Source organism: Streptomyces sp. CGMCC 4.7035, from assembly GCF_031583065.1.
In the GTDB taxonomy this organism is placed as follows: Bacteria; Actinomycetota; Actinomycetes; order Streptomycetales; family Streptomycetaceae; genus Streptomyces; species Streptomyces yaanensis.
The window spans coordinates 5638500-5653781 of the sequence record NZ_CP134053.1; the positions used below are offsets into that span (position 1 = coordinate 5638500).

9 protein-coding genes, 3 rRNA genes and 3 pseudogenes are annotated in these 15282 nt (G+C 64.5%); 4 read left to right on the forward strand and 11 right to left on the reverse strand.

Annotation, left to right across the window (positions count from 1 at the left end):
- Positions 1-3: 3 nt before the first annotated feature.
- Positions 4-876, reverse strand: coding sequence for a prolipoprotein diacylglyceryl transferase (locus tag Q2K21_RS24640; protein WP_310775102.1), 873 nt, complete (start codon positions 874-876; stop codon positions 4-6).
- A gap of 99 nt (positions 877-975) precedes the next feature.
- Here Q2K21_RS24640 and Q2K21_RS24645 point away from each other — a divergent pair, with 99 nt between their 5' ends.
- Positions 976-2145 (forward strand): hypothetical protein, encoded by a 1170-nt coding sequence (locus tag Q2K21_RS24645; RefSeq protein ID WP_310775104.1) that lies wholly within the window; start codon positions 976-978, stop codon positions 2143-2145.
- A gap of 118 nt (positions 2146-2263) precedes the next feature.
- Here the strand turns inward: Q2K21_RS24645 and rrf are convergent.
- From rrf to Q2K21_RS24680, 7 genes and pseudogenes are all read right to left on the reverse strand, one after another.
- A 5S ribosomal RNA gene (gene rrf, locus Q2K21_RS24650) occupies positions 2264-2380 on the reverse strand.
- A gap of 104 nt (positions 2381-2484) precedes the next feature.
- Positions 2485-5605 (reverse strand): 23S ribosomal RNA (locus tag Q2K21_RS24655).
- A gap of 316 nt (positions 5606-5921) precedes the next feature.
- Positions 5922-7447 (reverse strand): 16S ribosomal RNA (locus Q2K21_RS24660).
- The 16S, 23S and 5S rRNA genes sit together here, the layout of an rRNA operon.
- 504 nt (positions 7448-7951) lie before the next feature.
- Positions 7952-8302, reverse strand: a pseudogene (locus Q2K21_RS24665) (DNA-3-methyladenine glycosylase); the annotation flags it as partial.
- Positions 8303-8381: 79 nt separating this feature from the next.
- The gene (locus Q2K21_RS24670) at positions 8382-9509 is read right to left on the reverse strand and encodes an NAD(P)/FAD-dependent oxidoreductase (protein WP_310775105.1); all 1128 of its coding nucleotides are present in this window, start codon (positions 9507-9509) and stop codon (positions 8382-8384) included.
- 70 nt (positions 9510-9579) lie between these two features.
- Entirely contained in the window at positions 9580-10191 is a 612-nt protein-coding gene (locus Q2K21_RS24675) for a DNA-3-methyladenine glycosylase (protein ID WP_310775107.1), read from the reverse strand.
- Between the two features lie 14 nt (positions 10192-10205).
- Positions 10206-10463: pseudogene (locus Q2K21_RS24680) on the reverse strand (DNA-3-methyladenine glycosylase); the annotation flags it as partial.
- Between the two features lie 204 nt (positions 10464-10667).
- On the opposite strand from Q2K21_RS24680, the gene Q2K21_RS24685 reads away from it, so the two are divergent.
- The 3 genes from Q2K21_RS24685 (at position 10668) to Q2K21_RS24695 (ending at position 12714) form a co-directional block, all read left to right on the forward strand.
- Positions 10668-11453, forward strand: coding sequence for a sporulation protein (locus Q2K21_RS24685; protein WP_310775109.1), 786 nt, complete (start codon positions 10668-10670; stop codon positions 11451-11453).
- Positions 11454-11502: 49 nt separating this feature from the next.
- Entirely contained in the window at positions 11503-12042 is a 540-nt protein-coding gene (locus tag Q2K21_RS24690) for a YbhB/YbcL family Raf kinase inhibitor-like protein (RefSeq protein ID WP_310775111.1), read from the forward strand.
- Between the two features lie 165 nt (positions 12043-12207).
- Positions 12208-12714, forward strand: a complete 507-nt coding sequence (locus tag Q2K21_RS24695; protein WP_310775112.1) for an HNH endonuclease — start codon at positions 12208-12210, stop codon at positions 12712-12714.
- Positions 12715-12818: 104 nt separating this feature from the next.
- On the opposite strand, the gene Q2K21_RS24700 is transcribed toward Q2K21_RS24695, so the two are convergent.
- From Q2K21_RS24700 to Q2K21_RS24710, 3 genes and pseudogenes are all read right to left on the reverse strand, one after another.
- Positions 12819-13790 (reverse strand): SPFH domain-containing protein, encoded by a 972-nt coding sequence (locus tag Q2K21_RS24700; protein WP_310775114.1) that lies wholly within the window; start codon positions 13788-13790, stop codon positions 12819-12821.
- Between the two features lie 131 nt (positions 13791-13921).
- Positions 13922-14350, reverse strand: a complete 429-nt coding sequence (locus Q2K21_RS24705; RefSeq protein ID WP_310775116.1) for an NfeD family protein — start codon at positions 14348-14350, stop codon at positions 13922-13924.
- 349 nt (positions 14351-14699) lie between these two features.
- Positions 14700-15230: pseudogene (locus Q2K21_RS24710) on the reverse strand (ABC transporter ATP-binding protein); the annotation flags it as partial.
- Positions 15231-15282: the final 52 nt, after the last annotated feature.

A 15282-nucleotide genomic window follows, 5' to 3' on the forward strand; every position in this document is an offset into this window, starting at 1 on the left:
AGGTCAGCCCTTGTGCTCTTCGGCGTGCTCCTCGTCGTCGCCGTCCTTGCCGCCCTCGGCGGCCTCCTCCGGGGCGGACGGCCCGGCGCTCTCGCTCTCGGCGCTCTCGTCGCTCGCGGTCGCTTCGTTCGCGTTCTCGTCGTTCGCGTTCTCGTCGTTCGCGTTCTCGTCGTTCGCGTTCTCGTCGCTCGCGTTCTCGTCGCTCACGTTCTCGTCGCTCACGCTTTCGTCGCTCACGCTCTCATCGAGGGCGTCGACAAACTCGATGCCGTCCAGCTCGGCAAGCCGGTCGGAGGCGTCCGTGCTGCCGTCCTTGTCGGACTCGACGGCCTTGGCGAACCACTCGCGCGCCTCGCGCTCACGACCGGCGGCAAGCAGCGCGTCGGCGTACGCGTACCGCAGGCGCGCGGTCCACGGCTGCACGGCGTTGGAGGCCAGCTCCGGGCTCTGCAGCGTCACGATGGCGGCGTCGAGCTGCCCCATGTCCCGGCGCGCACCGGCCGCGACGAGCCGCATCTCGACCTGACCGGCCTTGTCGAGCTTGTGCACCTCGGGCGCACCGGCCATGTCCAGCGCCTTCTCGGGCCGGCCGAGACCGCGCTCGCAGTCGGCCATGAGGGGCCACAGTTCGATGTTCCCGGTCATACGCCGGGCGGCCCGGAACTCGGCAAGAGCCTCGCCGTACTTCTGGTGGGCGTACGCGGCGAAGCCGGCCGCCTCGCGCACGGCGGCGACACGGGACGCGAGGCGCAGCGCCACCTTGGAGTACGCGTACGCGCCCTCGGGGTCCTCGTCGATGAGCCTGGCGACCATCACCAGGTTCTTGGCGACGTCCTCCGCGAGCGTCTTGGGCAGGCTCTGCAGCTCCTGCCGCACGTCCTTGTCGATCTCCTCACCGGTGACGTCCGCGGGAATCGGCAGCCGCTTGATCGGCTCGCGGTCACGGTCCCGCTCCTCACGGAACCGGCCGCCACCGTGCCGGTCGTCACGCCGGTCGTCACGTCCACGGAAACCACCGGGGCGGCCGACACGGTCGTCACGACGGGGACCACGGGAGCCACGGTCGTCACGCCCACGGAAACCACCGCGGTCGCCGCGGTCGTCACGGCGATCGTCGCGGCGGTCATCACGACGGTCATCACGGCGGAAACCACCACGGTCGCCGTCACGCCGGTCGTCACGACGGAAGCCGCCACGGTCATCGTCGCGCCGGAAACCACCACGGTCGCCGTCACGGCGGTCGTCACGACGGAAGCCGCCACGGTCATCGTCGCGCCGGAAACCACCACGGTCGCCGTCACGGCGGTCGTCACGACGGAAGCCGCCACGGTCATCGTCGCGCCGGTCATCACGACGGAAGCCACCACGGTCATCGCCACGGCGATCGTCACGACGGAAACCACCACGGTCATCGTCGCGCCGGTCATCACGACGGAAGCCACCACGGTCATCGCCACGGCGGTCGTCACGACGGAAACCACCACGGTCATCGCCACGGCGGTCGTCACGACGGAAACCACCACGGTCATCGCCACGGCGGAAACCACCGCGCTCGTCGCCAGGACGGTCATCGCGGCGACCGTAGCCGCCACCGCGCTGGTCCTCGCGGCGCTGGTCGTCGCGGCGGAAACCACCACGGTCGCGGTCGTCGCGGCGGTCATCGCGGCGGAAGCCACCGCGCTCTTCATCCCGGCGGCCGTACCCACCCCGGTCGTCATCGCGGCGACCGTAGCCGCCACGGTCGTCATCCCGCCGGTGGGCGGGCCGGTCGCCCTCGCGCCGGAAGCCACGGTCGCGGTCGCCTTCATCACGGCGGGGGCCGGTGGGCCGGTCGTCGCGGCGGAAGGAGGGACGTCCGCCTCGGTCGTCGCGGCGACCGTGGCCGCCCCGCTCGCCGCGGTCACCGTCACGGCGGTCGTCACGGCGGAAACCGCCACGGTCGTCGTCACGGCGGTCGTCACGGCGGAAACCGCCGCGCTCGTCGCCGCGGCGGTCGTCACGGCGGCCGTGCCCGCCACGGTCGCCGTGGCCGGCGCGGTCGTCGCCGCGACGCGGGCCCCCGCGGTAGCCGCCGCGGTCACCACTGTCCCGTCGGCGCTGGTCGCGCTCAGGACGCTCGTCGGGAGAGTTGGTGGACATCGGTGACTCCTGTCTTCGGTACCGCAAAGTCATTCTCGCGCAGCCGGGTACCCGACGCGCTCCAGAAAACGAAAAGGACCCCTGGTCCCAGCGAGTCGCTGGGACCAGGGGTCCTCCAAAGATTGTTCGGCGGCGTCCTACTCTCCCACAGGGTCCCCCCTGCAGTACCATCGGCGCTGTAAGGCTTAGCTTCCGGGTTCGGAATGTAACCGGGCGTTTCCCTCACGCTATGGCCACCGAAACCCTAATGGTTTCGAGCGAACAAGCACACTCTTCAATTGATGTTCTGCTCTGAACCGACAACGGATCGTTGTCTCAGAACCAACACAGTGGACGCGAGCAACTGAGGACAAGCCCTCGGCCTATTAGTACCAGTCACCTCCACACGTTGCCGTGCTTCCAGATCTGGCCTATCAACCCAGTCGTCTACTGGGAGCCTTACCCCATCAAGTGGGTGGGAGTCCTCATCTCGAAGCAGGCTTCCCGCTTAGATGCTTTCAGCGGTTATCCCTCCCGAACGTAGCCAACCAGCCATGCCCTTGGCAGAACAACTGGCACACCAGAGGTTCGTCCGTCCCGGTCCTCTCGTACTAGGGACAGCCCTTCTCAAGACTCCTACGCGCACAGCGGATAGGGACCGAACTGTCTCACGACGTTCTAAACCCAGCTCGCGTACCGCTTTAATGGGCGAACAGCCCAACCCTTGGGACCGACTCCAGCCCCAGGATGCGACGAGCCGACATCGAGGTGCCAAACCATCCCGTCGATATGGACTCTTGGGGAAGATCAGCCTGTTATCCCCGGGGTACCTTTTATCCGTTGAGCGACGGCGCTTCCACAAGCCACCGCCGGATCACTAGTCCCGACTTTCGTCCCTGCTCGACCCGTCGGTCTCACAGTCAAGCTCCCTTGTGCACTTACACTCAACACCTGATTGCCAACCAGGCTGAGGGAACCTTTGGGCGCCTCCGTTACTCTTTAGGAGGCAACCGCCCCAGTTAAACTACCCATCAGACACTGTCCCTGATCCGGATCACGGACCCAGGTTAGACATCCAGCACGACCAGACTGGTATTTCAACGACGACTCCACAACCACTGGCGTGGCCGCTTCAAAGTCTCCCAGCTATCCTACACAAGCCGAACCGAACACCAATATCAAACTGTAGTAAAGGTCCCGGGGTCTTTCCGTCCTGCTGCGCGAAACGAGCATCTTTACTCGTAGTGCAATTTCACCGGGCCTATGGTTGAGACAGTCGAGAAGTCGTTACGCCATTCGTGCAGGTCGGAACTTACCCGACAAGGAATTTCGCTACCTTAGGATGGTTATAGTTACCACCGCCGTTTACTGGCGCTTAAGTTCTCAGCTTCGCCCCACCGAAATGGAGCTAACCGGTCCCCTTAACGTTCCAGCACCGGGCAGGCGTCAGTCCGTATACATCGCCTTACGGCTTCGCACGGACCTGTGTTTTTAGTAAACAGTCGCTTCTCGCTGGTCTCTGCGGCCACCCCCAGCTCAGGAAGCAAGTTCCCTCACCAGGTGTGGCCCCCCTTCTCCCGAAGTTACGGGGGCATTTTGCCGAGTTCCTTAACCATAGTTCACCCGAACGCCTCGGTATTCTCTACCTGACCACCTGAGTCGGTTTAGGGTACGGGCCGCCATGAAACTCGCTAGAGGCTTTTCTCGACAGCATAGGATCATCCACTTCACCACAATCGGCTCGGCATCAGGTCTCAGCCTCATGTGCGACGGATTTGCCTATCGCACGGCCTACACCCTTACCCCGGGACAACCACCGCCCGGGATGGACTACCTTCCTGCGTCACCCCATCACTCACCTACTAACCGCTTGGTTCAGCGGCTCCACCACTTTCCTTTCCCCGAAGGGTCCGGAACGGCTTCACGGCCTTAGCATCACGATGCTCGATGTTTGACGCTTCACAGCGGGTACCGGAATATCAACCGGTTATCCATCGACTACGCCTGTCGGCCTCGCCTTAGGTCCCGACTTACCCTGGGCAGATCAGCTTGACCCAGGAACCCTTAGTCAATCGGCGCACACGTTTCTCACGTGTGAATCGCTACTCATGCCTGCATTCTCACTCGTCAACCGTCCACAACTACCTTCCGGTGCTGCTTCACCCGGCAGACGACGCTCCCCTACCCATCACAGCAGGCGTTGGCCCTATATGCTGCAATGACACGACTTCGGCGGTACGCTTGAGCCCCGCTACATTGTCGGCGCGGAATCACTAGACCAGTGAGCTATTACGCACTCTTTCAAGGGTGGCTGCTTCTAAGCCAACCTCCTGGTTGTCTGTGCGACTCCACATCCTTTCCCACTTAGCGTACGCTTAGGGGCCTTAGTCGATGCTCTGGGCTGTTTCCCTCTCGACCATGGAGCTTATCCCCCACAGTCTCACTGCCGCGCTCTCACTTACCGGCATTCGGAGTTTGGCTAAGGTCAGTAACCCGGTAGGGCCCATCGCCTATCCAGTGCTCTACCTCCGGCAAGAAACACACGACGCTGCACCTAAATGCATTTCGGGGAGAACCAGCTATCACGGAGTTTGATTGGCCTTTCACCCCTAACCACAGGTCATCCCCCAGGTTTTCAACCCTGGTGGGTTCGGTCCTCCACGAAGTCTTACCTCCGCTTCAACCTGCCCATGGCTAGATCACTCCGCTTCGGGTCTTGAGCGTGCTACTCCAACGCCCTATTCGGACTCGCTTTCGCTACGGCTTCCCCACACGGGTTAACCTCGCAACACACCGCAAACTCGCAGGCTCATTCTTCAAAAGGCACGCAGTCACGAGAACAAGGCAAGCCTTGTTCCGACGCTCCCACGGCTTGTAGGCACACGGTTTCAGGTACTATTTCACTCCCCTCCCGGGGTACTTTTCACCATTCCCTCACGGTACTATCCGCTATCGGTCACCAGGGAATATTTAGGCTTAGCGGGTGGTCCCGCCAGATTCACACGGGATTTCTCGGGCCCCGTGCTACTTGGGTGTCTCTCAAACGAGCCGCTGACGTTTCGACTACGGGGGTCTTACCCTCTACGCCGGACCTTTCGCATGTCCTTCGCCTACATCAACGGTTTCTGACTCGTCCTGTTGCCGGCAGACAACAGAAGAGAGATCCCACAACCCCGCATGCGCAACCCCTGCCGGGTCTCACACGCATACGGTTTGGCCTCATCCGGTTTCGCTCGCCACTACTCCCGGAATCACGGTTGTTTTCTCTTCCTGAGGGTACTGAGATGTTTCACTTCCCCTCGTTCCCTCCACACTGCCTATGTGTTCAGCAGTGGGTGACAGCCCATGACGACTGCCGGGTTTCCCCATTCGGAAACCCCCGGATCAAAGCCTGGTTGACGACTCCCCGGGGACTATCGCGGCCTCCCACGTCCTTCATCGGTTCCTGGTGCCAAGGCATCCACCGTGCGCCCTTAAAAACTTGGCCACAGATGCTCGCGTCCACTGTGCAGTTCTCAAACAACGACCAACCACCCGTCACACACCAAAACCTTGGTGCTTCACCGGGGCCGGCATCGAAGACAGACCTTGCGGCCGTGCCCTCAGACACCCAACAGCGTGCCCGGCCAGCTCCCGTCCGGAGATCATGCGTTCCACGCTCTTACGAGCAGTACTAGCAGCCTCCGACCCGAGGTCCTGGCCGAATAATCAACGTTCCACCCATGAGCAACCAGCATCGGACGTTCGCCGATGTACTGGCCTCTGACCGTGTCCCGAAGAACCCGGTAAGAAGTGCTCCTTAGAAAGGAGGTGATCCAGCCGCACCTTCCGGTACGGCTACCTTGTTACGACTTCGTCCCAATCGCCAGTCCCACCTTCGACAGCTCCCTCCCACAAGGGGTTGGGCCACCGGCTTCGGGTGTTACCGACTTTCGTGACGTGACGGGCGGTGTGTACAAGGCCCGGGAACGTATTCACCGCAGCAATGCTGATCTGCGATTACTAGCGACTCCGACTTCATGGGGTCGAGTTGCAGACCCCAATCCGAACTGAGACCGGCTTTTTGAGATTCGCTCCACCTCACGGTATCGCAGCTCTTTGTACCGGCCATTGTAGCACGTGTGCAGCCCAAGACATAAGGGGCATGATGACTTGACGTCGTCCCCACCTTCCTCCGAGTTGACCCCGGCGGTCTCCTGTGAGTCCCCATCACCCCGAAGGGCATGCTGGCAACACAGAACAAGGGTTGCGCTCGTTGCGGGACTTAACCCAACATCTCACGACACGAGCTGACGACAGCCATGCACCACCTGTACACCGACCACAAGGGGGGCACTATCTCTAATGCTTTCCGGTGTATGTCAAGCCTTGGTAAGGTTCTTCGCGTTGCGTCGAATTAAGCCACATGCTCCGCCGCTTGTGCGGGCCCCCGTCAATTCCTTTGAGTTTTAGCCTTGCGGCCGTACTCCCCAGGCGGGGAACTTAATGCGTTAGCTGCGGCACCGACGACGTGGAATGTCGCCAACACCTAGTTCCCACCGTTTACGGCGTGGACTACCAGGGTATCTAATCCTGTTCGCTCCCCACGCTTTCGCTCCTCAGCGTCAGTAATGGCCCAGAGATCCGCCTTCGCCACCGGTGTTCCTCCTGATATCTGCGCATTTCACCGCTACACCAGGAATTCCGATCTCCCCTACCACACTCTAGCTAGCCCGTATCGACTGCAGACCCGAGGTTAAGCCTCGGGCTTTCACAATCGACGTGACAAGCCGCCTACGAGCTCTTTACGCCCAATAATTCCGGACAACGCTTGCGCCCTACGTATTACCGCGGCTGCTGGCACGTAGTTAGCCGGCGCTTCTTCTGCAGGTACCGTCACTTTCGCTTCTTCCCTGCTGAAAGAGGTTTACAACCCGAAGGCCGTCATCCCTCACGCGGCGTCGCTGCATCAGGCTTGCGCCCATTGTGCAATATTCCCCACTGCTGCCTCCCGTAGGAGTCTGGGCCGTGTCTCAGTCCCAGTGTGGCCGGTCGCCCTCTCAGGCCGGCTACCCGTCGTCGCCTTGGTGAGCCATTACCTCACCAACAAGCTGATAGGCCGCGGGCTCATCCTGCACCGCCGGAGCTTTCCAAGTTCGAAGATGCCTCCGAACCTCGTATCCGGTATTAGACCCCGTTTCCAGGGCTTGTCCCAGAGTGCAGGGCAGATTGCCCACGTGTTACTCACCCGTTCGCCACTAATCCACCCCGAAGGGCTTCATCGTTCGACTTGCATGTGTTAAGCACGCCGCCAGCGTTCGTCCTGAGCCAGGATCAAACTCTCCGTGAATGTTTTCCCGTAATCGGGATGAACACCACGAGAGCGGTGCGAGAGGAGGAATAATCCCCTCGCACACAGCGTCCTCGCTGTGTTTTTTCAAAGGAACCTCGACCATCGGATTGTTCCGACGGACGGGGTATCAACATATCTGGCGTTGATTTTTGGCACGCTGTTGAGTTCTCAAGGAACGGACGCTTCCTTTGTACTCACCCTCTCGGGCTTTCCTCCGGGCGCTTCCCTTCGGTCTTGCGTTTCCGACTCTATCAGATCTTTTCGGAGCTGATTCCCGGCCGGGCGGGTTTGTCTCGGGCCTTGGGTTTTTCACCCTTGCGGCCTTTCGACATTCACTACGTTAGCCGATTCCCGTCGCAACTCATAATCGAGTTCCACCGAGTTCGAATTCAGACATGCGGACACGCCGAATTCGCCCTCTGTGAGGGAGTCGTAGGTAGTGGGTTGGCCGCTTCCGGCTGCTGACTGAACGCAGTACCCGGTTCAACGGCTCGGGCTACATTACGCGTCTTCCAGGGACGCGTCAACTTCGACGCCGCCGAGTCCGCATGGAGGCGTGTGGGCCCGATACGGACTCACCGTCGGTTCGTTGGCGATCCAGAAGCGCCACGGGTGAACGCCTCCGTCGCCGGCCACGCCGGTACGCCGACCATTGCGTACCTGGTCCGAGGGCACCGACGTGCTGGTCAGGACGCGCAGGGGTGTCTCGGCCGGGGCGCATGCGTCCGTGCCGTCGAGGGCGCGGTCCACGTCCAGGGCCGTGGCCAGGCGTGCGGGGCCTTTGGCCAGTTCCTTGTCGTTCCGGGCCGAGAGTCGACGCTTGCGGGCGATTGCGGCGCCCTCGGTGATCTCCGGAGAGGCGCGGCTCAGGAGCCTGATTCGGGGGCACGGAGACACACCTGCCTGTCGGTACTGGCACCTCCCGACGCTGTCACGGGTGGGGGAACCGCTCCGGGCGGAAGTCCGCAAGCATCTCGTCTCTCTTCCCGCTGAGGATCTCCGAAGCAAGCAGCCGGCCGATCACCGGCCCGAGCGTGATGCCGCTGTGGGAGACAGCCTCGTAGTACCCGGGCACGGAAGGCACCGCTCCCACCGAGGGGAATCCGTCGGCTGGGATGGGCCGGTTGGCTACCCGTGTCTGTGCGATGCGGGAATTGCCGAGTTCTGGAACTACGTGCCGCGCCGATTCGTGGAGCAGCCGTGCGAGTTCCGCTGGATCTTCACCCGTGTCGATGAGTGCGTCGATCTCGCGGCTGTGGAGGACCACCGACGCATCTCCATCAGGACGGATCTCGATGTGGGGCGCGTGCATGGCCCGGTGCACCGGGACCTGAGCACAGCCGATCCGGGTGAGGGCGCCGGGTTCCCGGCGCATCGGCAAGTGCCGTCCGATGAGCCCGGCGACCCGGGAGGCGCTGGGTCCTGCTGCGTTCACCACGACGTCGACGTCGAGACGGCTCCCATCCGACAGAGTCACTGTCCGGATGCTCCCATCGGCGCCGATGCCGATGTCACAGACCGCGCTGCCGAACCGGTGTTCGGCGCCGGACTCAACGGCTCGGCCGACCAAGCGGCCGACGAGATGACGTCCGTGCACCCATGCTTCGTCGGGGTAGAACAGGACCGGAGTCTTGCCGGGCACCGTGAGAGCAGGTTCGAGGCGACGGCGTACCTCGACCCCCGTGCACAGCTCGACCCTGTAGTCCCAGCCAGCCAGCAGTTCGGCTGTTTCCAGGAGCTTCGCTTCCGCTGCGGGATCGTCTGCCCAGCGCAGGTGGCCGCTGGGATGCCACCATGAGTCCGGCCCGATGGCCTCTGCAAGCTCGCGGTACGCCACCATGCCCGCAACGTTCAGGTCGAAGTAGGACCTGCGCTCGGTCTTGTTACTGGCATTGACCCACGAGAAAGACCAGTTGGTGACCCCTTCGCCTGGCTGGCCCGCGTCGATGAAGACCACCTCGGCCCCCTGCCGCGACAGGTTCCAGCCCACGCCGGCTCCGAGAATGCCCACCCCGATCACAGCAACACGTTCCGGCCGCTGCACGGACCCGACACTCACGAACGCCCCCTTCCAGGATCACGGGCGACCTACCGCTCCTAGCATGCCCAGCCCCTGTAACGGTCAAGACTCAGGCTCCGGCGGACGGCTTGGCTCTCGGGCTCAGCCGGTACGCCGAGACTGTTGGATCACCGGCGAGGTAGAAGCGGTGCTGCCAGTCGTGGGCTTTACTCACGCCTACCCGGGGGCCAACCCGGATGAGTGCGGCAGGTACTGGCTCACCCTCGGACAGCGTGAGCGAGGCGCCCGTCAGCAGGTCTGTGCCGTTGTGCTCTGCCGTGATGCCGAGCGCCTGGCAGAAGTTCCCCGGACCCCGCGCAAGGCGTGGGCTCTCGACCTTCGCCCCTCGCCGCTTGCGTGCCAGGTCTTCCCCTTCGATGACCCTGCCTGCGCGGATGAGGACGGCCGAGGCGATGCCATCTGTTCCGGTGACGATGTTGGCGCACCAGTGGAGACCGTGAGACCGGTAGACGTACAGATGTCCTGCGGGCCCGAACATGACGGCGTTGCGGGGTGTCCTGCCCCGGTAGGCGTGGGAGGCGGGGTCGGCCGTACCGGAGTACGCCTCGGTCTCCGTGATGCTGATGCTCACGGTTCCCTCGGGTGTCTCGTGGGTGAGGATGGCACCGAGCAGCTTGGGGGCGACTTCTTCAGCAGGGCAAGCGAGGAGGGCAACGTTCATGCTGACCGCCTTGACATGCCATGGGTGACGTAGACGTACACATGGCCGGGCGGACCGAACATCACTTCGTTGCGGGGCGTGCGGCCGCGGTACGCGTGGGAGCCGGGGTCGTACGAGCCGTCGTACGCTTCGACCTCCGTCGGGCGCAGTTCGATCGGACCGTCCGGGGTGCTGCGGACCAGGACGCGCCCCAGGAGGTCGGGGGCGACCTTCAGTACGGGCCGGTCGAAGAACTCCCTGGGGAGGGGCGTACGGTCGGGGGTCGCGATCATGGCCTCCGAGCGTAGTCCAGACGGGTGCGCTCCCAAGGGTGGTCAAGAGTCCTCCCCCTTGTAAGGGTGAGGGCACGGAACCGGCCCCGGCCGGATCGCGTTTCTACGGATCAAGGATCCACACACGCGTGCGCGTGCGGGAAGAGACGAGCACGCGCACGGGAGCAGGACGACGGAACAGGCGTTGCCTGGGAGGGAAGATTCATGGGGTTCAAGCGGCTGCTCGCGAGCCTGGGTGCCGGCGGTGCTTCGGTGGAGACGGTGCTGACCGAGGTCAATGTCGTGCCGGGCGGTGTCGTCCAGGGTGAGGTGCGGATCCAGGGCGGGTCCGTGAACCAGGCGATCGAGGGCCTGAACGTCGGTCTGCAGGCCAAGGTCGAGGTCGAGGGGCACGACGACACCGAGTACAAGCAGGACATCGAGTTCACGAAGGTCCAGCTCGGTGGCGCCTTCGAGCTCCAGGCGGGGGCCGTGCACGCCGTACCGTTCGGGCTGGAGATCCCCTGGGAGACGCCGATCACCATGATCGACGGGCAGGCGCTGCGCGGGATGCACATCGGCGTGACGACGGAGCTGGCGATCGCGCGTGCCGTGGACTCCGGTGACCTGGACCCGATCAACGTGCACCCGCTGCCGGCGCAGAAGGCGATCCTGGACGCGTTCATCCAGCTGGGCTTCCGGTTCAAGAACGCGGACATGGAGCGCGGCCACATCCGGGGTACGCGGCAGAAGCTGCCGTTCTACCAGGAGATCGAGTTCTTCCCGCCGTCGCAGTACCACGGCCTGAACCAGGTCGAGCTGAGCTTCGTCGCGGACGAGCACGCGATGGACGTCATCCTGGAGATGGACAAGAAGCCCGGGCTGTTCAGCGAGGGCAGCGACTCGTACCGCTCCTTCCAGGTCGGTCTGACCGACTTCCACGGCACTGACTGGGCCGGGTACCTCCACCAGTGGCTGTCGGAGGTCGGCAGCAAGCGCAGCTGGTTCTAGGCTCTGGAGCGACTGGAATCGGTTGATCCACTGACTTGGAGGTGCCGAGGTGACCGAGCTCAAGAGGCGGCCGCTGCCGCACGACTTCCATCCGCCCGTGCCGTCGTTCACGGTGACGAGCGAGGACGTCGAGCCGGGGGCCACGCTCAAGGACGCTCAGGTCTACGCGGCCGGGAACACCTCGCCGCAGCTGCGCTGGGAAGGCTTCCCGGCCGAGACCAAGAGCTTCGCCGTGACCTGCTACGACCCGGATGCCCCGACGGGCAGCGGGTTCTGGCATTGGGTCCTGTTCGACATCCCGGCCTCGGTCACCGAGCTGCCCGCGGGTTCCGGCGGCGGGAAGTTCGAGGGGCTGCCCGAGGGTGCGGTCCACGCGCGCAACGACTACGGGACGAAGGACTTCGGCGGTGCCGCGCCGCCGCCCGGGGACGGGCCGCACCGTTATGTGTTCACGGTGTACGCCGTGGACCAGGAGAAGCTGGGTCCGGACGCGGATGCCTCTCCCGCGGTGGTCGGCTTCAATCTGCGCTTCCACACGCTGGCGCGCGCCCAGCTCATCGGTGAGTACGAGAATCCGGCCGCGAGCTGACGCGGGTAATCAGCAGACAGACGTTCATTGAACGTTTGCCCGCCTCTGGTCTTGGAAGTGATCAGAGGCGGGCATTTTTTATTGCGTTGTCCATCTCGGCGCGCCCGTCCAGAGTTGATCCAAGCCCGCCGGGGGGTGGGCAGGTGCACACGGGAGGTGGGCTGGATGCGTGACACGCTGGTGCTGAACGCGAGCTTCGAGCCGCTGTCGACGGTGACGTTGAATCGAGCCGTCGTTCTGGTGCTGCAGGACAAGGCCGTCGTCGAGCAGGCCCACCCCGAACTGCGTATGCGGGGCGCCGATGTGGACATACCGGCGCCCCAGGTCATCAGGCTCTGCAGGTACGTACGGGTGCCGTTCCGAAGACAAGCTCCGTGGTCGAGGCGGGGTGTTCTGGTGCGGGACCGGCACAGGTGCGCGTACTGCGGGCGGCGGGCGACGACAGTGGACCACGTGGTGCCGCGGTCGCACGGTGGTGGCGACACCTGGCTGAACACGGTGGCGTCGTGCGCGGAGGACAATCACCGCAAGGCGGACCGTACTCCGGATCAGGCGGGCATGCCGCTGCTGCGGCAGCCGTTCGAGCCGACGCCGGCGGACGCGATGCTGCTGGCTCTGGGGCACGACGACTTGGAGGCGCTGCCGGAGTGGCTGGCACAGTCCGCCGCATAGGTGGTGGCCTGGCCGTACTTGACCGGCCACAGAGGCCTACTGGACATGACTGGGGCCCATCTCCTTTGCGGAGGTGGGCCCCAGTGTCGTACGACCGTGTCCCGTCAGTCGATGGACGGCTTCTCGCGGCGGTCGCCGCCCGTGCCCGTGCCGCCGTTTCCGGAGGAGCCGGTGTTGCCGCCGTTGCCCGAACCACCCGCCAGCGGGCCGAAGTTGCCCATGGCTCCGGACAGCCCCTTCAGGGCGTCGCCGATTTCGCTGGGGACGATCCAGAGCTTGTTGGCATCGCCCTCGGCGATCTTCGGCAGCATCTGGAGGTACTGGTAGGAGAGGAGCTTCTGGTCGGGGTCGCCGGCGTGGATCGCCTCGAAGACCGTACGGACGGCCTGGGCCTCACCCTCGGCACGCAGGGCCGCGGCCTTGGCCTCACCCTCGGCGCGCAGGATCTGGGACTGCTTCTCGCCCTCGGCGGTGAGGATGGCCGCCTGGCGCGTACCTTCGGCGGTGAGGATCGCGGCGCGCTTGTCACGGTCGGCGCGCATCTGCTTCTCCATCGAGTCCTGGATGGAGGTCGGGGGCTCGATGGCCTTCAGCTCGACGCGGTTGACTCGGATGCCCCACTTGCCGGTGGCCTCGTCGAGGACGCCGCGCAGGGCCGCGTTGATCTCCTCGCGGGAGGTGAGGGTGCGCTCCAGGTCCATGCCGCCGATGATGTTGCGGAGCGTGGTGACGGTGAGCTGCTCGATGGCCTGGATGTAGCTGGCGACCTCGTAGGTGGCGGCCCGGGCGTCGGTCACCTGGTAGTAGATGACGGTGTCGATGTTGACGACCAGGTTGTCCTGGGTGATCACCGGCTGCGGCGGGAACGGTACGACCTGTTCGCGCAGGTCGATCCGGTTGCGGATGGAGTCGATGAACGGGACCACGATGTTCAGGCCCGCGTTCAGGGTCCGTGTGTAGCGGCCGAAGCGCTCGACGATGGCCGCGCTCGCCTGTGGGATGACCTGGATGGTCTTGATCAGGGCGATGAAGACCAACACCACCAGAATGATCAGGACGATGATGACCGGTTCCATCGTGATTCCCCGTACCCTTCTCCGCCTCGGCGCCTGTGGAAGATCTTATGGTTGTTGAAGATCTTGCTGGTCGAGTCTGACAGACCGTCGCCCAACTCGGGGGCCGTTCGGTTCAGTTGCGTCCTTCGAGGTCACATGACGATCGCCGTGGCTCCGTCGATGTCCACGACATCCACTTCCTGGCCCACCTCATAGGCGAGTTCGGCGTTGAGGGAGCGCGCCGACCACACCTCTCCGGCGAGCTTGATCCGGCCGCCGGTGCCGTCGACGCGCTCCAGGACGATGGCCTGTTTACCCTTCAACGCCTCCACGCCGGTGGCGAGTTGGGGGCGTTGGGAGCGGTGCCGGGTCGCGATGGGCCGGACCACGGCGATGAGTGCGATCGAGACGACGGCGAAGACCGCGACCTGGAAGACGGCATCGCCGCCGAGACCACCGATCACGGCGGCCGCGACGGCGCCCACCGCGAGCATGCCGAGTTCGGGCATCGCGGTGATCACGAGCCCGATGCCGAGCGCCGCCGCACCGACCAGCCACCACACCCACGCGTCGATGTTCACATGGTCATGGTAGGACCGCGGGTCCGGTCGCGGACAGGGCGCAGATCGGGTTGGACCAGGCTTCTTCCGGGGTTTCCGGGAGTCAGGAAAGGGGCAGGCCCTGTGCCGTCCAGCGGTCGCCGATCTGTTCCACGACGAGCGGGAGACCGAAGCAGAGGGAGAGGTTGCGCGAGGTGAGTTCGAGCTCCAGGGGGCCCGCGGCGAGCACCTTGCCCTGGCGGATCATCAGGACGTGGGTGAAGCCGGGGGCGATCTCCTCGACGTGGTGCGTGACCATGATCATGGAGGGTGCGATCGGGTCCCGGGCGAGGCGGCCGAGGCGGCGTACGAGGTCCTCGCGGCCGCCGAGGTCGAGGCCGGCGGCGGGCTCGTCGAGGAGCAGCAGCTCGGGGTCGGTCATCAGGGCGCGGGCGATGAGGGTGCGCTTGCGCTCGCCCTCGGAGAGCGTGCCGAACTTCCGGTCGAGGTACTCGCTCATACCGAGGCGGTCGAGGAAGGCGCGGGCGCGCTGCTCGTCGACGTCCTCGTAGTCCTCCTGCCAGTGCGCGGTCATGCCGTACGCGGCGGTCAGGACGGTCTCCAGGACGGTCTGGCGCTTGGGGAGCTTGTCGGCCATGGCGATGCCGGCCATGCCGATGCGCGGGCGCAGCTCGAAGACGTCGGTGCCGGGCTTGCCGAGGGTCTCGCCGAGGATGGTGGCGGTGCCCTTGCTGGGGAAGAGGTAGCTGGAGGCGACGTTCAGGAGGGTCGTCTTCCCGGCGCCGTTGGGGCCGAGGATGACCCAGCGCTCGCCCTCCTTGACCGACCAGGAGACCTGGTCCACCAGAGCGCGGCCCTCACGGACCACGGATACGTCCTCCAGCTCCAGAACATCGCTCATGAGCGTGTTGTCTCCCCTTGCAGTGTGGCCAGTGTCGGCTCTCGCGTACGCC

Bases quoted from the DNA above. Each gene is read 5' to 3' on its own strand.
- Q2K21_RS24675 (WP_310775107.1), bottom strand. From the start codon at position 10,191: ATGAACGTTGCCCTCCTCGCTTGCCCTGCTGAAGAAGTCGCCCCCAAG.
- Q2K21_RS24685 (WP_310775109.1), top strand. From the start codon at position 10,668: ATGGGGTTCAAGCGGCTGCTCGCGAGCCTGGGTGCCGGCGGTGCTTCG.
- Q2K21_RS24695 (WP_310775112.1), top strand. From the start codon at position 12,208: ATGCGTGACACGCTGGTGCTGAACGCGAGCTTCGAGCCGCTGTCGACG.
- Q2K21_RS24700 (WP_310775114.1), bottom strand. From the start codon at position 13,790: ATGGAACCGGTCATCATCGTCCTGATCATTCTGGTGGTGTTGGTCTTC.